The organism is Janthinobacterium paucivorans (genome assembly GCF_051380805.1).
GTDB lineage: Bacteria > Pseudomonadota > Gammaproteobacteria > Burkholderiales > Burkholderiaceae_D > Janthinobacterium > Janthinobacterium lividum_D.
The window spans coordinates 140,489-156,417 of record NZ_JBNYXR010000005.1 but is presented as its reverse complement, the minus strand read 5'-3'; the positions used below and the strand labels follow the sequence as shown (position 1 = coordinate 156,417).

Annotated in this window: 15 protein-coding genes; all 15 read right to left on the bottom strand. The window is 60.7% G+C overall.

Annotation, left to right across the window (positions count from 1 at the left end; genetic code table 11):
• Positions 1-124: 124 nt before the first annotated feature.
• Complete coding sequence (gene cysM / locus ACQ4V8_RS08255) at positions 125-1,027, bottom strand: cysteine synthase CysM (RefSeq protein ID WP_010395725.1); 903 nt, start codon at positions 1,025-1,027, stop codon at positions 125-127.
• 525 nt (positions 1,028-1,552) lie between these two features.
• Complete coding sequence (locus ACQ4V8_RS08250) at positions 1,553-2,056, bottom strand: ComEA family DNA-binding protein (RefSeq protein WP_010395720.1); 504 nt, start codon at positions 2,054-2,056, stop codon at positions 1,553-1,555.
• A gap of 176 nt (positions 2,057-2,232) precedes the next feature.
• Positions 2,233-3,186 (bottom strand): D-glycero-beta-D-manno-heptose-7-phosphate kinase, encoded by a 954-nt coding sequence (gene rfaE1, locus ACQ4V8_RS08245; RefSeq protein WP_010395718.1) that lies wholly within the window; start codon positions 3,184-3,186, stop codon positions 2,233-2,235.
• A complete protein-coding gene (locus ACQ4V8_RS08240; protein WP_010395715.1) occupies positions 3,183-4,550 on the bottom strand; it encodes a UDP-glucose dehydrogenase family protein in 1,368 nt (455 codons plus the stop codon). Before ACQ4V8_RS08240 ends, rfaE1 begins: the two co-directional genes overlap by 4 nt.
• An 82-nt stretch (positions 4,551-4,632) precedes the next feature.
• Complete coding sequence (lapB, locus tag ACQ4V8_RS08235; protein ID WP_010395714.1) at positions 4,633-5,808, bottom strand: lipopolysaccharide assembly protein LapB; 1,176 nt, start codon at positions 5,806-5,808, stop codon at positions 4,633-4,635.
• A 46-nt stretch (positions 5,809-5,854) separates the two neighbouring features.
• Positions 5,855-6,157, bottom strand: coding sequence for a LapA family protein (locus ACQ4V8_RS08230; protein ID WP_029496228.1), 303 nt, complete (start codon positions 6,155-6,157; stop codon positions 5,855-5,857).
• 234 nt (positions 6,158-6,391) lie between these two features.
• The gene (locus ACQ4V8_RS08225) at positions 6,392-6,697 is read right to left on the bottom strand and encodes an integration host factor subunit beta (RefSeq protein WP_008446215.1); all 306 of its coding nucleotides are present in this window, start codon (positions 6,695-6,697) and stop codon (positions 6,392-6,394) included.
• Between the two features lie 17 nt (positions 6,698-6,714).
• Entirely contained in the window at positions 6,715-8,427 is a 1,713-nt protein-coding gene (rpsA, locus tag ACQ4V8_RS08220; RefSeq protein WP_080570587.1) for a 30S ribosomal protein S1, read from the bottom strand.
• A 119-nt stretch (positions 8,428-8,546) separates the two neighbouring features.
• Positions 8,547-9,215 carry a (d)CMP kinase gene (gene cmk, locus ACQ4V8_RS08215; RefSeq protein ID WP_070345611.1) on the bottom strand — a complete coding sequence of 223 codons (669 nt, stop codon included), beginning with the start codon at positions 9,213-9,215 and terminating at the stop codon, positions 8,547-8,549.
• Positions 9,216-9,334: 119 nt separating this feature from the next.
• Positions 9,335-10,690, bottom strand: a complete 1,356-nt coding sequence (gene aroA, locus ACQ4V8_RS08210) for a 3-phosphoshikimate 1-carboxyvinyltransferase (protein WP_070345612.1) — start codon at positions 10,688-10,690, stop codon at positions 9,335-9,337.
• 18 nt (positions 10,691-10,708) lie between these two features.
• A complete protein-coding gene (locus ACQ4V8_RS08205) occupies positions 10,709-11,617 on the bottom strand; it encodes a prephenate dehydrogenase (protein ID WP_196855291.1) in 909 nt (302 codons plus the stop codon).
• 4 nt (positions 11,618-11,621) lie between these two features.
• Positions 11,622-12,728 carry a histidinol-phosphate transaminase gene (gene hisC, locus ACQ4V8_RS08200; RefSeq protein ID WP_010395701.1) on the bottom strand — a complete coding sequence of 369 codons (1,107 nt, stop codon included), beginning with the start codon at positions 12,726-12,728 and terminating at the stop codon, positions 11,622-11,624.
• A 90-nt stretch (positions 12,729-12,818) separates the two neighbouring features.
• Positions 12,819-13,889 carry a prephenate dehydratase gene (gene pheA / locus ACQ4V8_RS08195; RefSeq protein WP_436571255.1) on the bottom strand — a complete coding sequence of 357 codons (1,071 nt, stop codon included), beginning with the start codon at positions 13,887-13,889 and terminating at the stop codon, positions 12,819-12,821.
• A gap of 179 nt (positions 13,890-14,068) precedes the next feature.
• Positions 14,069-15,175: a 3-phosphoserine/phosphohydroxythreonine transaminase gene (gene serC, locus ACQ4V8_RS08190; RefSeq protein ID WP_043461015.1), complete on the bottom strand. Its 1,107-nt coding sequence runs from the start codon at positions 15,173-15,175 to the stop codon at positions 14,069-14,071.
• A 24-nt stretch (positions 15,176-15,199) separates the two neighbouring features.
• Positions 15,200-15,784: a DUF2059 domain-containing protein gene (locus tag ACQ4V8_RS08185; RefSeq protein ID WP_070345613.1), complete on the bottom strand. Its 585-nt coding sequence runs from the start codon at positions 15,782-15,784 to the stop codon at positions 15,200-15,202.
• Positions 15,785-15,929 lie beyond the last annotated feature (145 nt).

Sequence of the window (15,929 nt, the reverse complement as noted above, 5' to 3'; positions counted from 1 at the left end):
AATCGAAGCGTAGCGAGCGGCGGCGATATATGACCAAGAAACGCCAGCGGGCAGCCGCACGCGGCAGCCAAGCCGATGCACCAAGGCGGTGCGCCGCGCAGTGGGTTTGCCTGGGCGTGCGTACTCAGGCCGGAAAGACACCGGTCGAGAGATAGCGGTCGCCGCGATCGCAGACGATAAACACGATCGTTGCGTTTTCCACCGTTTGCGAGATGCGCAACGCGATTTCGCAGGCGCCGGCTGCCGAAACACCACAGAACAAGCCCTCTTGCGCCGCCAGACTGCGCGCCATGCGCTCGGCCGCGCCCTGGCTCACGTATTCCACCTGGTCCACGCGCGACTTTTCGAAAATTTTCGGCAAGTACGCTTCCGGCCATTTACGGATGCCAGGAATCTGCGAGCCATCTTCGGGCTGTGCGCCGATGATCTGGATGGCGCGATTCTGTTCCTTCAAATAGCGCGACACGCCCATGATGGTGCCCGTCGTGCCCATGGCGCTCACAAAATGCGTCACCTGACCATGCGTATCGCGCCAGATTTCAGGGCCCGTGCTTTCATAGTGCGCACGCGAATTATCTTCATTGGCGAACTGGTCGAGAATAATGCCGCGGCCATCTTTCTGCATCTGCTCGGCCAGGTCGCGCGCATATTCCATGCCGCCGGTCCTCGGCGTTAGCAAGATATCGGCGCCATAGGCGGCCATGCTCTGGCGGCGCTCCACACTGAGATTGTCCGGCATCAACAACAGCATCTTGTAGCCACGCAAGGCGGCGGCCATGGCCAGCGCGATGCCCGTGTTGCCGCTGGTAGCCTCGATCAAGGTATCGCCTGGCTTGATGGCACCGCGCTCTTCAGCGCGCTTGAGCATGGACATGGCGGCGCGATCCTTCACGGAGCCGGCAGGGTTATTGCCTTCCAGCTTGCCGAGGATGACATTGTTGCGCGCTATCGCATCAGCGCCCGGCAAGCGCGTCAGTTGCACCAGCGGGGTATTGCCTATCGTATCTTCAAGTGTCTTGTAAGCCATCGTGTCTATTTGAGTCATGTCAACAAAGACCCATTCTAATATGAGATGCTGGACGGCGCATGGCTAAAAACTGCCGTGCTGCCAGGCAACGCCGGCTCCACCCAGCCGCGTGCCAGGTCGCATGGCGCCTGGCTTTGCGCCATGCAAAGCTTGCCGCGCACGCTGTTCCAGCTGGCTGCACGCGCCTGCGCTGGACGCGTGGCGATTAGTTATTTTAGTAATTTGCTTATTCAGTCCATGCATCAGTGATACCCGGCAGCACGGCCCAACTCATGCCCGAAGCCACCCAGACGAGCCAGCCCAGGCCAGTCGCCTCGGGCTCCAGGCCCGTATGCAGCAGATTTCCCTGTCGTCAGCGTAGCGCGACGGCAAGGTCTGCCAGTATGCGGCCGACACCACCGATCAGCCGCAAGGCGGACACAATAAAAAACCCCGCGCGGCCGGTACCACACGGGGTTTTCTGCACGTGTTGCGCGGCACCACCACACAACACGCTTGACAGCTATACGGTTGACAGCTACACAGTTACTTCTTCTCGGCTTCAGCCTTCTTCGCATCGGCTGCAGTGAGTTTCGCTTCTTTCTTCGCAGCCGCCGCGGCAGCCTTGGCTTCCTTCTTCGTTTCAGCGGCTGTCTTGGCTGGCGCCGCAGCGGTGTCGATCGCAGCAGCTGGCTTCGCTGCGGCTTCTTTCGCTGCAACGTCCTTCACAGCAGCTTTTGCCGGAGCAGCTTTCGCCATCGGCGCCGCTGGCGCGCCGGACTTGGCCTGGCCATTTACCTGCAAGCCCGCCTCGGACAGTTTCATGGCGCTTTTCGGTCCAATGCCCTTCACGCGGCTTTCGAAATCGGCCCAATCCTTGAAGGCGCCGCCCTTGCTGCGTTCATCAACGATGGCTTTCGAGGTGCTGGGGCCGATGCCCTTGACGCTGTCGAGTGCTGCCTGGTCCGCCTTGTTGACATCGACCTGGGCAAAAGCAAATCCCATTGTCGCGATCAGGGTGACGATGGCCAACAATATTTTTTTGAACATGGGTATCTCTCCGTGGTGTGGTTGCAAGATAACTCGAACGCAAAGGAGGAACAGCGCCTTGAGCGTTTTAACGGCTGGGACGTGATACGGTTGACAAGACGGCACCGCGCAAGGCACAGAAAGCCTGCGCCAGATCAAACAGCGGGCGCAGGCCGGAGAGGCAATACAAAGGCGGATTACTGCGGGAACAACTCTTCGCGGGTCACGGTGGCCGTGCCCAGCTTGCCGACGACGATGCCGCCGGCCCGGTTGGCCGTGCGCACGGCATCGCCCAGGCCCATGCCGGCGCCCAGCATGGCCGCCATGGTGGCGATCACTGTGTCGCCAGCGCCCGAAACGTCGAACACTTCGCGCGCATCGGTCGGCATGTGCAGCACCTCATCGGCCGTGTACAAGCTCATGCCCTCTTCCGAGCGGGTCAGCAGTAAAGCGTCCAGGCCGAGTTGCGCGCGCATCTGCTGCGCGCGTTGCGTCAATTGCTCTTCCGTATTCCAGTTTCCAACCACGCGGCGTAGTTCGGACTTGTTCGGAGTGAGCACTGACGCTCCCGCATAGCGATTAAAATCATCACCTTTTGGGTCAACCATGACGATCTTTCCAGCGGCCCTGGCCGCCTTGATCATCTCGGACACATTCACCAGGCTGCCCTTGGCGTAGTCCGACAGTATCACCACGTCGTAGTGCGGCAGCAGCGCATTGAACTGCTTGAGCTTGTCGCGCAGCACCGTATCGCTGGGCGCATCCTCGAAGTCGATGCGCAGCATTTGTTGCTGGCGACCGATCACGCGCAACTTGATGATGGTGGAAATGGCCGCATCGCGCTGCAGATAGCTGTGGATGCCGCCACCTTCAAGCAGGCGCTCGACTTCGCTGCCAGCCTCGTCGTCGCCGACTACGCCCAGCAAGCTCGTCTTCGCTCCCAGCGCGGCCGCGTTGCGCGCCACGTTGGCAGCGCCACCGAGGCGCTCTTCGCGCTTTTCGATGCGTACGATAGGCACCGGTGCCTCCGGCGAAATACGGCTGACCTCGCCGAACCAGTAACGGTCGAGCATCACATCGCCCACCACCAGCAGGCGCACCTGGGCCAGCGCGGCCGGCGCCGTCAAGGCTGCCACCGCGTGGGCACTCATGCGCGTGTCAGGATCGAGCGACCAATCCCGTGATATTCGATGCCCGCCTCGACCATGATGGCCGGCTCGAACAGGTTGCGCCCGTCAAAGATCACGGGCTGCTTCAGGCGCGCCTTGATCTGCTCGAAATCCGGGCTACGGAAGGCTTTCCATTCAGTCACGATGGCCAAGGCATCGGCATCCGTCAGGGCATCGAGCGGGCTGTCGGCAAAGCGCACCTGCGCCAATTGCTCCGGCGTCAAGTCCAGTTGCAGCACCCGCTTTGCCTCGGTCATTGCAACAGGATCGTAGACGGCTACCGTGGCGCCCCGCGCCAGCAAGTCCGCCAGCAGCACGCGCGCAGACGCTTCGCGCATATCGTCCGTGTTCGGCTTGAAGGCCAGTCCCCATACGGCAAAATGCCGGCCCGTCAGGTCCGCACCGAAGCGCGCGACCACTTTCCCGCCCAACACCTGCTTCTGCCGGTCGTTGACGGCTTCGACGGCGCGCAGGATGAGTAATTCCTGGCCGTGGCCGCGCGCCGTGCGTTCGAGCGCCTGCACGTCTTTCGGGAAGCACGAGCCGCCATAGCCGCAGCCCGCGTACAGGAAGCTATGGCCGATGCGCGGATCGGAACCGATGCCGTGGCGTACGGCTTCGATATCGACGCCCACCTTGTCGGCCAGGTTCGCCAGTTCATTCATGAAGGAAATACGCGTGGCCAGCATGGCATTCGCAGCATACTTCGTAAATTCGGCCGAGCGCACATCCATCCAGTAGGTGCGCTCGTGATTGCGGTTGAATGGCGCGTACAGGCTTTTCAGCAATTCGCGCGCGCGCTCGCCGTCCGCCGTGGCATCGACGCCGATAACGATGCGGTCCGGGCGCATGAAGTCTTCGACGGCCGCGCCTTCCTTGAGAAATTCCGGGTTCGACGCCACCGAGAACGTGGCGGTCACGCCGCGCGCGTCCAGTTCGCCCTGGATGGCGGCGCGCACTCTTTCGGCCGTGCCTACGGGCACGGTCGACTTGTCGACGATGACCTTGAAGCCCGTCATGTACTTGCCGATGCCGCGTGCGGCAGCGAGCACGTATTGCAGGTCGGCCGAGCCATCTTCATCGGGTGGCGTGCCGACGGCAATGAATTGCATCACACCGTGCGCAGCGGCAGCCTCGACATCGGTGGAAAAGGTCATGCGACCGGCGGCGCGGTTGCGCGCCACGACTTCTTCCAGGCCCGGTTCATGGATAGGGATGCCGCCGCTGTTGAGCAAGGCTACCTTCTGTACGTCCAGATCGAGACAAAAAACGTCGTTGCCCAGCTCCGCCAGGCAGGCGCCCGTCACGAGGCCCACATAGCCCGTGCCGATAATGGTAATTTTCATGGTTGTGCCGTATTTCTGAAATATAGGTGTTACATACGAGTACACGCCACGTTGCGCAAGGCAAGGTGGCGTGTACGATTAATCAGTTCATGACATTTAACTCTTCCGTGCGGCGTGGTGGGTAGGTTTCCCACTTGTTGCAGCCCGGGCAATGCCAGTAAAACTGGCGTGCCTTGAAGCCGCAGTGGCTGCACTGGTAGCGCGCGAGCTTCTGCGTGTAGCCGTGCACGAGGTTTTTTACCATCGACAGCTCGGACCAGATGGCGGCCGGCGCATCCATCATGCGAGCCTCGAGCAGCTTGTCCAGGCCCAGCAAGGTCGGCGTGCGGCGCAGCTCGGCGCTGACCAGCAGCTTCGCCGCTTCCACGCCGTCGAGTTCGATGACAGCCTTGAAGACCACTTCGATCAAGTCGATCGACGACGCCTCTTCCAGATAGGAGCGCAGCAGATTGACGCCTTCCTGTGCGCGGCCCACCTTGCTGTAGCCATCCATCAGACGCTGTGCCACCAAGGCCACGTGCGGCACGCTTTGCTGCTCCACGCGACGCCAGGTGGTCAGCGCACCTTCCACGTCGTCACGCGCCAGCAGCACGTCACCGGTCAGGATGGTGGCGCGCACGCTCTTGCGGTCCGTTTGCAGGGCTTTTTCCAACAGCGGCATGGCCTCGTCGGGCTTCATATGCACCAGCGCGTCATGTGCCAGCTCGCAATAAAACTGGGCGATTTCCTTCTGGCGCGCTCCAGCACCCGATTCCTGCAGCCCCACGGCCGCTTCGATGGCGCGCGACCATTCCTTTTCGCGCTGGTAGATTTCCAGCAGGGCGCGGCGCGCCTGGGCCGCATATTGCGTATCGACAAGGCTGTTAAAGGTTTCTTCGGCACGGTCCAGCAAGCCCGCCTTCAGGTAATCCATGCCCAATTCGTAGGCGGCATGGCTCTGCTGCTCCAGCGGCAAGTCCGGGCGCGCCAGCAAATTTTGGTGTACGCGGATGGCGCGCTCCGTTTCGCCGCGACGGCGGAACAGGTTACCCAGCGCAAAGTGCATATCGGCCGATTCCGGGTCCAGCTTGACGACTTCGATGAAGGCATCGATAGCCTTGTCATGCTGTTCATTGAGCAAGAAATTCAAGCCCTTGAAGTAGTTGCGCGGCAGGCTGCGCGATTCAGACACCAGTTGATGAATGTCCACACGCGCGGCAATCCAGCCCAGCGCGAAAAACACCGGGATACCCAATAGCCACCAGAGTTCAAAATCCATGCGATTGTTTTTATTCGAGTAAGAGAAATAGGAGCGACGGCGCCGATTACTGCGCGCTCACGCTGTCCGGTTGCGGCTGGACATTGCTGGCCACACCAACAGTCTGCAGCGCGGCAATGGTGGTTTTTTGCTTGTTCGCTTCGCGGCGGTGACGGAACACGGTCGGCGTCAGGGCCAGTACGCCGAGGCTGGCGCCGGCGACAAAAAAGCCCAGCAGCATCAAGACCAGAGGGCCACGAATTTCATAATTGAGGAAAACATGCAGGTCAACAACCTGCGCATTCTTCAGCGCAAAACTGAAGAACAGGACGAAAAGAACACAGCCAACGATGGTGGAGATGATTTTCATCGATACGCCCAGAAAGTACAAAAAATGCCGTATGGCACAACCTCGGAATGCCTGGCAGAAGCGTAGCGAGCGTCAGTGATTTGTGGCCGAGAAGCGCAACCGTACTGAAGTACGGTGAGCATCGCAGGCCGCAAAGCGCGACGCGCAGTAGCGTATGTCAGGTATTCTCAGCATATTAACAAAAAAAAGCGGCATCCAAGGACGCCGCTTTCTATGTCGCCTTCCAGCAGACGATTAATCCTCGATTATCGGTTGCCCGACCATCGCGTCCACCCGCTCGCGCAACTGTTTGCCCGGTTTGAAGTGGGGCACCCGTTTTTCGGGCACCATCACCTTGTCGCCGGATTTCGGGTTGCGACCGATGCGCGGTGGTCTGCTGTTCAGGGCAAAACTGCCAAAACCGCGGATCTCGATACGCTGGCCGGTCGCCAAGGCGTTGGTCATCGCATCGAGAATGGTCTTGACGGCATACTCCGCATCTTTCGCCACCAGCTGAGAATAACGCTCAGCGAGGCGGTTGATCAGCTCGGACTTTGTCATCTGCCGTATCCGCAGTCTTAGTTCTTGTTATCGAACTTAGCTTTCAACAAAGCGCCCAGGCTGGTGGTGCCCGAAGCTGCGTTGTTGTCGGTAGCGGCCATTTTCTGCATGGCTTCCTGGGTTTCAACGTTGTCTTTCGCTTTGATCGACAGTTGGATACCACGGGCTTTACGGTCGATGTTCAACACCATTGCTTCGACGCTATCGCCGACTTTCAGGTGCGTACCAGCATCTTCAACGCGGTCGCGCGAGATTTCGGAAGCGCGCAGGTAGCCTTCAACTTCTTCGGACAGTTGGATCACGGCGCCTTTAGGCTCAACCGATTTCACGGTACCGGTTACCAGCGAGCCTTTGTCGTTCATGGCTGCGAAGTTGTTGAATGGGTCACCTTCCAGTTGCTTGACGCCCAGGGAAACGCGCTCGCGCTCAACGTCGATGGCCAGAACGATGGCTTCCAGTTCGTCACCTTTCTTGAAGCGACGCACGGCTTCTTCGCCGGTTTCGGTCCAGGACAGGTCGGACAGGTGCACCAGACCGTCGATGTTACCGGCCAGGCCGATGAACACGCCGAAGTCGGTGATCGATTTGATCGCGCCGCGGACTTTATCGCCCTTCTTGTGGGTCACGCCAAAGTCATCCCAAGGGTTGGCTTTGCACTGCTTCATACCCAGCGAGATACGACGACGCTCTTCGTCGATTTCCAGAACCATCACTTCTACTTCGTCGCCCAGTTGGACAACTTTGTTAGGAGCAACGTTTTTGTTCGTCCAGTCCATTTCGGAAACGTGTACCAGACCTTCGATACCCTGTTCCACTTCAACGAACGCGCCGTAGTCGGTCAGGTTCGTTACTTTACCGAACAGACGGGTGCTTTGTGGGTAACGACGGGACAGACCGGTCCAAGGATCGTCGCCCAGTTGTTTCACGCCCAGCGAAACACGGTTCTTCTCTTGATCGTATTTCAGGACTTTGGCGGTGATTTCCTGGCCAACCGTCAGTACTTCCGACGGGTGACGTACACGGCGCCATGCCAAGTCGGTGATGTGCAGCAAGCCATCGATACCGCCCAGATCCACGAACGCGCCGTAGTCGGTGATATTTTTGACGACGCCGGTCACGACCGTGCCTTCTTTCAGCGTTTCCATCAGCTTCTGACGCTCTTCGCCCATCGAAGCTTCGATGACGGCGCGGCGGGACAGAACCACGTTGTTACGCTTGCGATCGAGCTTGATCACTTTGAATTCGAGGGTTTTGCCTTCGAATGGGGTGGTGTCTTTAACAGGACGGGTATCAACCAGCGAACCCGGCAGGAATGCGCGGATGCCGTTGGTCAACACGGTCAGACCGCCTTTGACTTTACCATTGACGGTACCGACGACGATTTCGCCCGATTCCATCGCTTTTTCCAGAGCCAGCCACGAAGCCAGACGCTTGGCTTTATCGCGCGACAGGATGGTATCGCCGAAACCATTTTCCAGCGATTCGATCGCCACGGAAACGAAGTCACCAACTTTGACTTCCAGTTCGCCGTGGTCGTTCTTGAATTCTTCGACAGGGATGAATGCTTCGGATTTGAGGCCAGCGTTCACGATCACGAAATTGTGGTCGAGGCGCACGACTTCAGCGGAAATAACTTCGCCGGAGCGCATATCTTGACGCGACAACGATTCCTCGAAGAGCGCAGCAAAACTTTCCATACCGGTAGATTCGTTAGTTGTAACAGTAGACATAGGGTTCACACAGGTTATCCAGCAGAGATCGCACCATGCGACTTAAACTGGGTTAGGTTTTTGACACACCCGGACAGGCCAGGAGCCGTCAACGGGCACCACATAGCATGGAAATCACACTATTTCACTAATGACGCATACCATTTCAACACGGTTTCGACGGCATCATCTGCCGTCATCGCCGAGGTATCGAGGACATGCGCGCCTTCCGCAGGGACCAGCGGCGCAATCGCACGGTGAGTATCACGTTCGTCCCGCGCTTGCAAATCCATCAGAAGGTCTTCCATATTAGCAGAAAAACCCTTGTCTATCAATTGCTTGTAGCGGCGTTGCGCGCGCGCCTCAACGCTCGCGGTAAGGAACACCTTTAAAGGCGCGTGCGGGAAGATCACCGTGCCCATGTCGCGTCCGTCTGCCACCAGGCCAGGCGTCTTGCGAAAACCCAGCTGCAAGCCTACCAATGCATGGCGCACGGTTGGCAACACAGCAATTTTTGACGCCGTATTGCCGACTTCTTCGGCACGGATCAACTCGCTGACGTTTTCTTGCGCCAGCAGGATCTCGCCGCCCGCAAAATGGCAGGGCAAATGTTCGGCCAGTTTGGCCAGCGCGTGCTCGTCGCGCAAATCCGTGCCACGGCGCAGCGCCGTCAAGGCAGTCAGACGGTACAGCGCGCCCGAGTCCAGGTAATGAAAGCCCAGCTTATCGGCCACGCGGTGCGCCACCGTGCCCTTGCCGGAAGCGGTGGGGCCATCAATGGCGATGACGGGAATATGAGAGGTTGGCATTATTTTGTCACTTTAAAAACGAGACCCAAAACGAAGACTGGGGTCGGTCCTGGCGGATCGGAATGCCTTCCATTGGAAGGCATTCCCCCTGAGGGTCCGACCCCGGCACTTGTCTTAGGTTATATCAATGTATCCTTAGCAATCCCCGCAAACGCGGCGAAATACTCGGGGAAGGTCTTGGCCACGCATTTCGGGTCGTTGATGCGCATTGTATTGCCGCGACGCGCGGCGCCATCGAGCGCCGCGAGCGAGAAGCACATGGCCATGCGGTGGTCGTCATAGGTGTCGATGCTGGCGGCAAGAATCTGCGCCGGCGGCGTCACGCGCAGATAGTCCGCGCCCTCTTCCACTTCGGCGCCCAGCTTGCGCAATTCCGTCGCCATGGCAGCCAGGCGATCCGTTTCCTTCACCCGCCAACTGGCGATATTGCGCAAGGTCGAGGTGCCGTCCGCGTACAGGGCAGCCACGGCGATCGTCATGGCCGCATCGGGAATGTGGTTGAAATCCATATCGACGGCTTTCAGCACGCCGCTCGAACGGGCTTCGATCCAGTTCTCGCCCATGGTGATGGTGGCCCCCATCTGTTGCAAGGCTTCGACGAAGCGCACGTCGCCCTGGATGCTGTCGCGTCCCACGCCTTCGACGCGCACGGGACCGCCGCCGATGGCGCCGGCTGCCAGGAAATACGACGCTGAAGAAGCATCGCCCTCGACGTGGATGGTGCCGGGGCTTTGATATTGCTGGCCCGGCTGCACAGTAAACGACTGCCAGCCGTCATGCTCGACCGTCACGCCGAAGCGGCGCATCAGGTTCAGCGTGATCTCGATGTACGGCTTCGAGATCAGCTCGCCCGTCACGTCTATGGTCACCGCATGCTGGCGCGCCATCAGCGGCGCCACCATCAGCAGGGCCGTCAGGAACTGGCTCGATACATTGCCGCGCACGGCGATGCGCTGCGCGTGAATGTGGCCGCGGCGGATGCGCAGCGGCGGGAAGCCCTGCTCGCCCGTGTATTCGATCTGCGTGCCGACGGCGTTCAGCGCGTCGACCAAGTCACCGATGGGGCGCTCATGCATGCGCGACACGCCATGCAGGGTGTAGTCGCCGCCGATGACAGCCAGCGCCGCCGTCAGCGGGCGGATGGCCGTGCCGGCGTTGCCCATGAACAGGTCGGCCGCGTGGTGCGGGAACACGCCAGCGCAGCCTTCCACGTGGTGTACCTGGTGCGCCGTGGCGGGGTCGCCCGTCATGTCATCCTGCTTCCATTTGACGCCCAGCGACGTTAATGCCGTGAGCATGACGAAGGTGTCGTCGGAGGCGAGCAGGTCGATGATCTTTGTCGTGCCCTTGGCCAGCGCGGCCAGCAGCAGCACGCGGTTGGAAATGCTTTTCGAGCCAGGCAGACGCACCGTGCCTTCGGCGTGCATCACCGGCTTCAAGTCGATATGGTGGGGGTAGTGCTTAGTCTGGGTCATGCTGGAATCCTTGAGTATTTATTCTGCGGGCGCGGCTGGAATTTCCGCCGTTTCGATCGCCTCGCTCCATTGCTGGCGCGCGTGCTGGGCGTTCGCATACACGGCCTCGATGGCGACGCCGTCGTTGGCCGCCAAGTGCGCGCGCAAGGTGCTCAACTGCGCCAGGTAGGCGTCCAGTTCGTGCAGCAGCGCCGGCTGGTTGGCCAGGCTGATATCGCGCCACATTTCCGGCGATGAGCCGGCGATGCGCGTAAAGTCGCGAAAGCCGCTGGCCGCATATTGAAACAGCAGGCCCGCATGCGGCTTCCTGGCGATGTCGTCGACCAGCGCAAAAGCGAGCAAATGCGGCAGATGACTGACGGCGGCAAACACCTTGTCATGTTCTTCGGGCGTCAATGTGTGCACGATGGCGCCACTGGCGCGCCAGGCGGCCGCCACCCTCTCGACATCGGCAGCTGCATTTTCGGCCAGCGGCGTGAGCACCACTTTCTTGCCTTGATACAGATCGATGATGGCCGCGTCAGGCCCGTTCGTCTCGCGCCCCGCGATCGGGTGACCGGGCACGAACTGCCCCACCTTGCCACCGAGCGCCGCGTGCGCGGCCGCCACCACGTCGCTTTTCGTGCTGCCCGCATCCGTGACGATGGTGCCAGGCTGCAAGTGGGGCGCGATGGAGGCGAGGATGGCGCCGGTCTGCGCCACGGGCGCAGCCAGCAACACCAGGTCGGCGCCAAGCAAGGCCTCAGACATATCGCCGCCGATCTCGTCGATGATGCCCAGGTCGAGCGCGCGCGCCATCGATGCCCGCGAGCGGCCCATGCCGACCACCTTGGCTACCGCGCCCGCATGTTTCAAGGCGCGCGCGAAAGAGCCGCCGATCAGGCCCACGCCAAAGATGACTACCTTGTTCAGTGCAGGCGTCGTCATAGCGTCAGGCCAGCGCTTTCGTCAGCGCGGCGATGAAGACGGCGTTTTCCTGCGGCAGGCCGATGGAAATGCGCAGCCATTGCGGCAAACCGTAGCTGCCCACGGGGCGCACGATCACGCCCTGTTGCAGCAGTGCCAAGTTGACGCGCGCGCCAGCGCCGTCATCATCGCCCACTTTGACCAGCACGAAATTGCCGTGCGAAGGCACGAATTGCAGGCCCAGTTGCGTGAACGCCTGCGTAAACTGCTGGTAGCCGGCGGCATTGTTGCGCGCGCTTTGCGCAAGAAATGCCTGGTCGTTCAGGGCGGCAATCGCGGCCGCCTGCGCCAGCGAATTGACATTGAACGGCTGGCGGATGCGGTTCATCAAGTCAGTCAGCACCGGCTGGGCGATGGCGAAACCGATGCGCAGGCCAGCTAAGCCATACGCCTTCGACAGCGTGCGCGACACTACCAGGTTAGGATATTGGCGCACCCACGCCGTCGATTCGTACTGCTCGTCGGCCGAGAGGAATTCGTTGTAGGCTTCATCGAGCACCACCACCACGTGCGGTGGCACTTTTTGCAGGAACGCTTCGAGCTGCGCGGCCGACAGGAAGGTGCCGGTCGGGTTGTTCGGGTTGGCGATGAAGATCAGGCGCGTATCGTCGGCAATCGCCGCCGCCATGGCGTCGAGATCATGTCCATAGGCTTGCGCCGGCGCGACGATGTGGCGCGCGCCCATGCCTTGCGTGGCCAGCGCGTAGACGGCAAACGAATACTGCGAGTACACCACCGATTGGCCGTGCTGCACGAAGGCGTGCGCGGCAATTTCCAGGATGTCGTTGCTGCCGTTGCCGAGGGTGATCCAGTCGGCTGGCACGTCATAACGCTTCGACAGCACGGCTTTCAAGTCAAAGCCGTTGGCGTCAGGGTAGCGCCCCAGATCATCGATGGCGGCAAGCATCGCCTGCTTGGCCGATTCCGGCATGCCGTACGGGTTTTCATTCGACGCCAGCTTGACGATGGCTGCCTCGTCGAGGCCGAATTCGCGCGCGACTTCCGCGATCGGTTTGCCGCTCTGGTAAGGGGCGATGGCGCGAACGTATTCTGGACCGATATTTTTAGACATGGTGTTCTTTAAAAGTTGGTGAATGATTGGTGAACCCAAAAAGCAGTGACCGGGGTCGGACCCTGAGGGTCCGACCCCGCCTTTGCCGGGTTACAAGCTGACCGGATACGACCCCAGCACCTTGAAAAACGCCGCATTGCTTTGCAGCTCGGCCAGCGCCTGGGCGACGGCCGCGTCGTGCACATGGCCTTCCACGTCGACATAGAAATAATACTCCCAGCTGCCCATGCGCGCCGGGCGCGACTCGAAACGCGTCATCGATACGCCGTGCTTGGCCAGGGGCGCGAGCAACTGGTACACGGCGCCCGCCTTGTTCGGCACGGCCAGCACCAGCGAAGTCTGGTCCTGGCCCGATGGCGCCGTCTGCAAGATCCCCACGACGGCAAAGCGCGTGCGGTTGTGCGGATCGTCCTGGATATGGCCCTTGACCACACCGAGTTTATACTGCGCGCCCGCCAGTTCGCTGGCAATCGCCGCCAGCGTACCATCTTCGCCGGCCATGCGGGCCGCCTCGGCGTTCGAGGCCACGGCGTGGCGCGCGATGTGCGGGTAGTGATGGTTCAACCACACCTGGCACTGCGCCAGCGCCTGCGAATGGGCGCAGATGGCGGTGACGCCATCCATGCTGCCGCTCTTCGTCATCAGGCTATGGTGGACGGCAATGGCGACCTCGCCGCTGATGATGAGGCTAGTCTGCAGCATCATATCGAGCGTGCGGTTGACGGCGCCTTCCGAGGAATTCTCGATCGGCACCACGCCAAAGTCGGCCGTCCCCGCCTCGGCGGAGCGGAACACTTCGTCGATGGAGGCGCACGGCAAGCCTTCGACGGCGCTGCCGAACTGCTGGTACACGGCTTGTTCGCTGAAGGTGCCGGCCGGGCCAAGATATGCCACGGTGACCCGCTTTTCCAGCGAGCGGCAGGAAGACATGATTTCGCGGAAGATGGTCTGCACTTCGCGGTCACCCATGGGGCCGGGATTACGTTCGGCCACGCCGCGCAAAACCTGCGCTTCGCGCTCGGGACGGAACACGGGCGCCTGCGTTTCGGCTTTCACGTGGCCCACTTGCTGGGCGATTTGCGCGCGCCGGTTCAGCAGTTCGAGAATTTGCGCGTCGATCGCATCGATCTGTTCGCGCAGCGGTTTCAATTTATCAGTCATGTCGGTGTATTTCGTCAGCTGTACTTCAATCATGGCCGCGCGGCCTGCGCCGGCGGCGGGCCGGCGCGCTTATGCATGAGAATGCCGGACAAAATGATCAGGGCTAGGCACGTTGCCGCTGGCAGTACAAATGTACGGCAAGGCAATGCAACAACACCCTGGACTTTTTGGCAGGCATGCTAGCGTCCGGCAAACTCGTTCAGATAATTCACTAAGGCTTGCACGCCCTCGATCGGCATCGCGTTATAGATCGATGCACGCATGCCGCCGACGGACTTGTGGCCCTTCAGTTGCAGCAGGCCGCGCTGCTTGGCGCCGGCCAGGAATGCGTCGTTCAAGCTTTCGTCGCGCAGATAGAACGGGATGGTCATGCGCGAGCGGTATTGCGGGGCGACCCTGTTCTGGTAAAAGTCGTCCGCATCGAGCGCCGCGTACAGCAGCGCCGCTTTGTCCATATTACGCTGTTCTATGGCGGCCACGCCACCTTGGCGTTTGAGCCACTGGAAAACCAGGCCGGCAATATAGATGCCGTAGGTGGGCGGCGTGTTGTACATCGATTCATGTGCAGCGACGTTGCTCCAGTCGAAAGCGGATGGGCAGATCGGCAGCGCCTTGCCCAGCAAGTCTTCGCGCACGATGACCAGCGTCAGGCCGGCCGGGCCGATATTTTTCTGCGCACCGCCAAAAATGACGCCGTATTGCGATACGTCGATGACGCGCGACAAAATGTGCGAGGACATATCGGCCACGATGGTGGTACCGGCCGGCACGCCTGGCGCCTGCTGGAATTCCACGCCATCGATGGTTTCATTCGTGCAGATATGCAGGTAGGCGGCGCCCGGCGTCAGCTTCCACTCGGACACTGGCGGCACGCCCGTGAAATGGGTGGCCTTGGACGACGCGGCGACGTTGACGTTGGCGTACTTGGCCGCTTCCTGGATCGACTTGCCCGACCACGATCCCGTATGCACGAAGTCGATGGTGGCCGGCTGCTGCGCCGCCAGAGCCACCAGATTCATGGGAATGATGGCGTTCTCGCCCAGGCCACCGCCCTGCAGGAACAGGATCTTGTAGTTCTCGGGCACGGCCAGCAGTTCGCGCAGGTCGGCCACCGCCTGCTTGTAGATGGAAATGAATTCAGGACCACGGTGACTCATTTCCATCACCGACATGCCACTGCCATGCCAGTCTTGCATTTCCGCGGCAGCTTGCGCCAGCACTTCCTTGGGCAGGACGGCGGGGCCGGCGGAGAAGTTGTAGATAGGGCTTGAGGCTTGAGGGGTCACGATACGGTCCTTGGAAAAATGGAATTATTGAGGCGACTGCGTGGCCGCCCGCATGACCTGCTCAAGTACGGCATTCACGCGCGGAATCAGCACGCGCTGGCTGATGGCCATCGATTCGGCCGACAGTTGCGGCATCGTGGCCAGCATCTTGCGCCCCAGCGGCGTCTTGTAGAAGGCTGTCAGCTGCTCGACTTCCGGCACTGTGTAAAAACGCGCGTACAGGGGCACTATTTCGGCGCTCAGTTCATCGATCAGGGTCGGATCGGCCAGTACCTGTGTCAGGGTGGCCATGGCGAAGGGTATTTCTTCCTCGGCGCTGGCCAGCGCGCGGGCCCTGCGCTGCTCATCCAGATTCGGGTTGCTGCTGATTTGCTGCTGCGCCGACTGGCGGATCATGGCGGGCATCGATTGCAGCATCTGCTCGAAGATGCTGCGCGTGAGCTGCGCGAACTGCATCGCATCGAGCATGCGCCGCACGGCCACTTTCATGGCAGCGCTGGGCGCCGCCTGGTGCGCAGGCATGGCTTGCGCACCCTGGGCCAGGGCCGGCAAGGTCGCAAGAAAAGCCAGCGAAAACGCGGCAAAGAAAGTGGCGAGAATTTTTCTCATGGCATGCGCGATGTTGAATGACGGGTAAATGGGCTGCGCCCGGGAGGCTTGTCGGCTTACGCCCTTTGGGCTAAGCCGACCTACGGACCTAACGACCGTCCGCGTCGCACCTGGCGCGCCAATAGCAATTGGGGCTCCCGAAAGA

Excerpts from the sequence above, each read along its gene's own strand:
- cysM (WP_010395725.1), bottom strand. The coding sequence starts at position 1,027 with ATGGCTTACAAGACACTTGAAGATACGATAGGCAATACCCCGCTGGTG.
- ACQ4V8_RS08250 (WP_010395720.1), bottom strand. The coding sequence starts at position 2,056 with ATGTTCAAAAAAATATTGTTGGCCATCGTCACCCTGATCGCGACAATG.
- lapB (WP_010395714.1), bottom strand. The coding sequence starts at position 5,808 with ATGGATTTTGAACTCTGGTGGCTATTGGGTATCCCGGTGTTTTTCGCG.
- pheA (WP_436571255.1), bottom strand. The coding sequence starts at position 13,889 with ATGACTGATAAATTGAAACCGCTGCGCGAACAGATCGATGCGATCGAC.
- ACQ4V8_RS08230 (WP_029496228.1), bottom strand. The coding sequence starts at position 6,157 with ATGAAAATCATCTCCACCATCGTTGGCTGTGTTCTTTTCGTCCTGTTC.
- ACQ4V8_RS08240 (WP_010395715.1), bottom strand. The coding sequence starts at position 4,550 with ATGAAAATTACCATTATCGGCACGGGCTATGTGGGCCTCGTGACGGGC.
- rpsA (WP_080570587.1), bottom strand. The coding sequence starts at position 8,427 with ATGTCTACTGTTACAACTAACGAATCTACCGGTATGGAAAGTTTTGCT.
- ACQ4V8_RS08225 (WP_008446215.1), bottom strand. The coding sequence starts at position 6,697 with ATGACAAAGTCCGAGCTGATCAACCGCCTCGCTGAGCGTTATTCTCAG.
- ACQ4V8_RS08185 (WP_070345613.1), bottom strand. The coding sequence starts at position 15,784 with ATGAGAAAAATTCTCGCCACTTTCTTTGCCGCGTTTTCGCTGGCTTTT.
- ACQ4V8_RS08205 (WP_196855291.1), bottom strand. The coding sequence starts at position 11,617 with ATGACGACGCCTGCACTGAACAAGGTAGTCATCTTTGGCGTGGGCCTG.
- hisC (WP_010395701.1), bottom strand. The coding sequence starts at position 12,728 with ATGTCTAAAAATATCGGTCCAGAATACGTTCGCGCCATCGCCCCTTAC.
- aroA (WP_070345612.1), bottom strand. The coding sequence starts at position 10,690 with ATGACCCAGACTAAGCACTACCCCCACCATATCGACTTGAAGCCGGTG.
- cmk (WP_070345611.1), bottom strand. The coding sequence starts at position 9,215 with ATGCCAACCTCTCATATTCCCGTCATCGCCATTGATGGCCCCACCGCT.
- rfaE1 (WP_010395718.1), bottom strand. The coding sequence starts at position 3,186 with ATGAGTGCCCACGCGGTGGCAGCCTTGACGGCGCCGGCCGCGCTGGCC.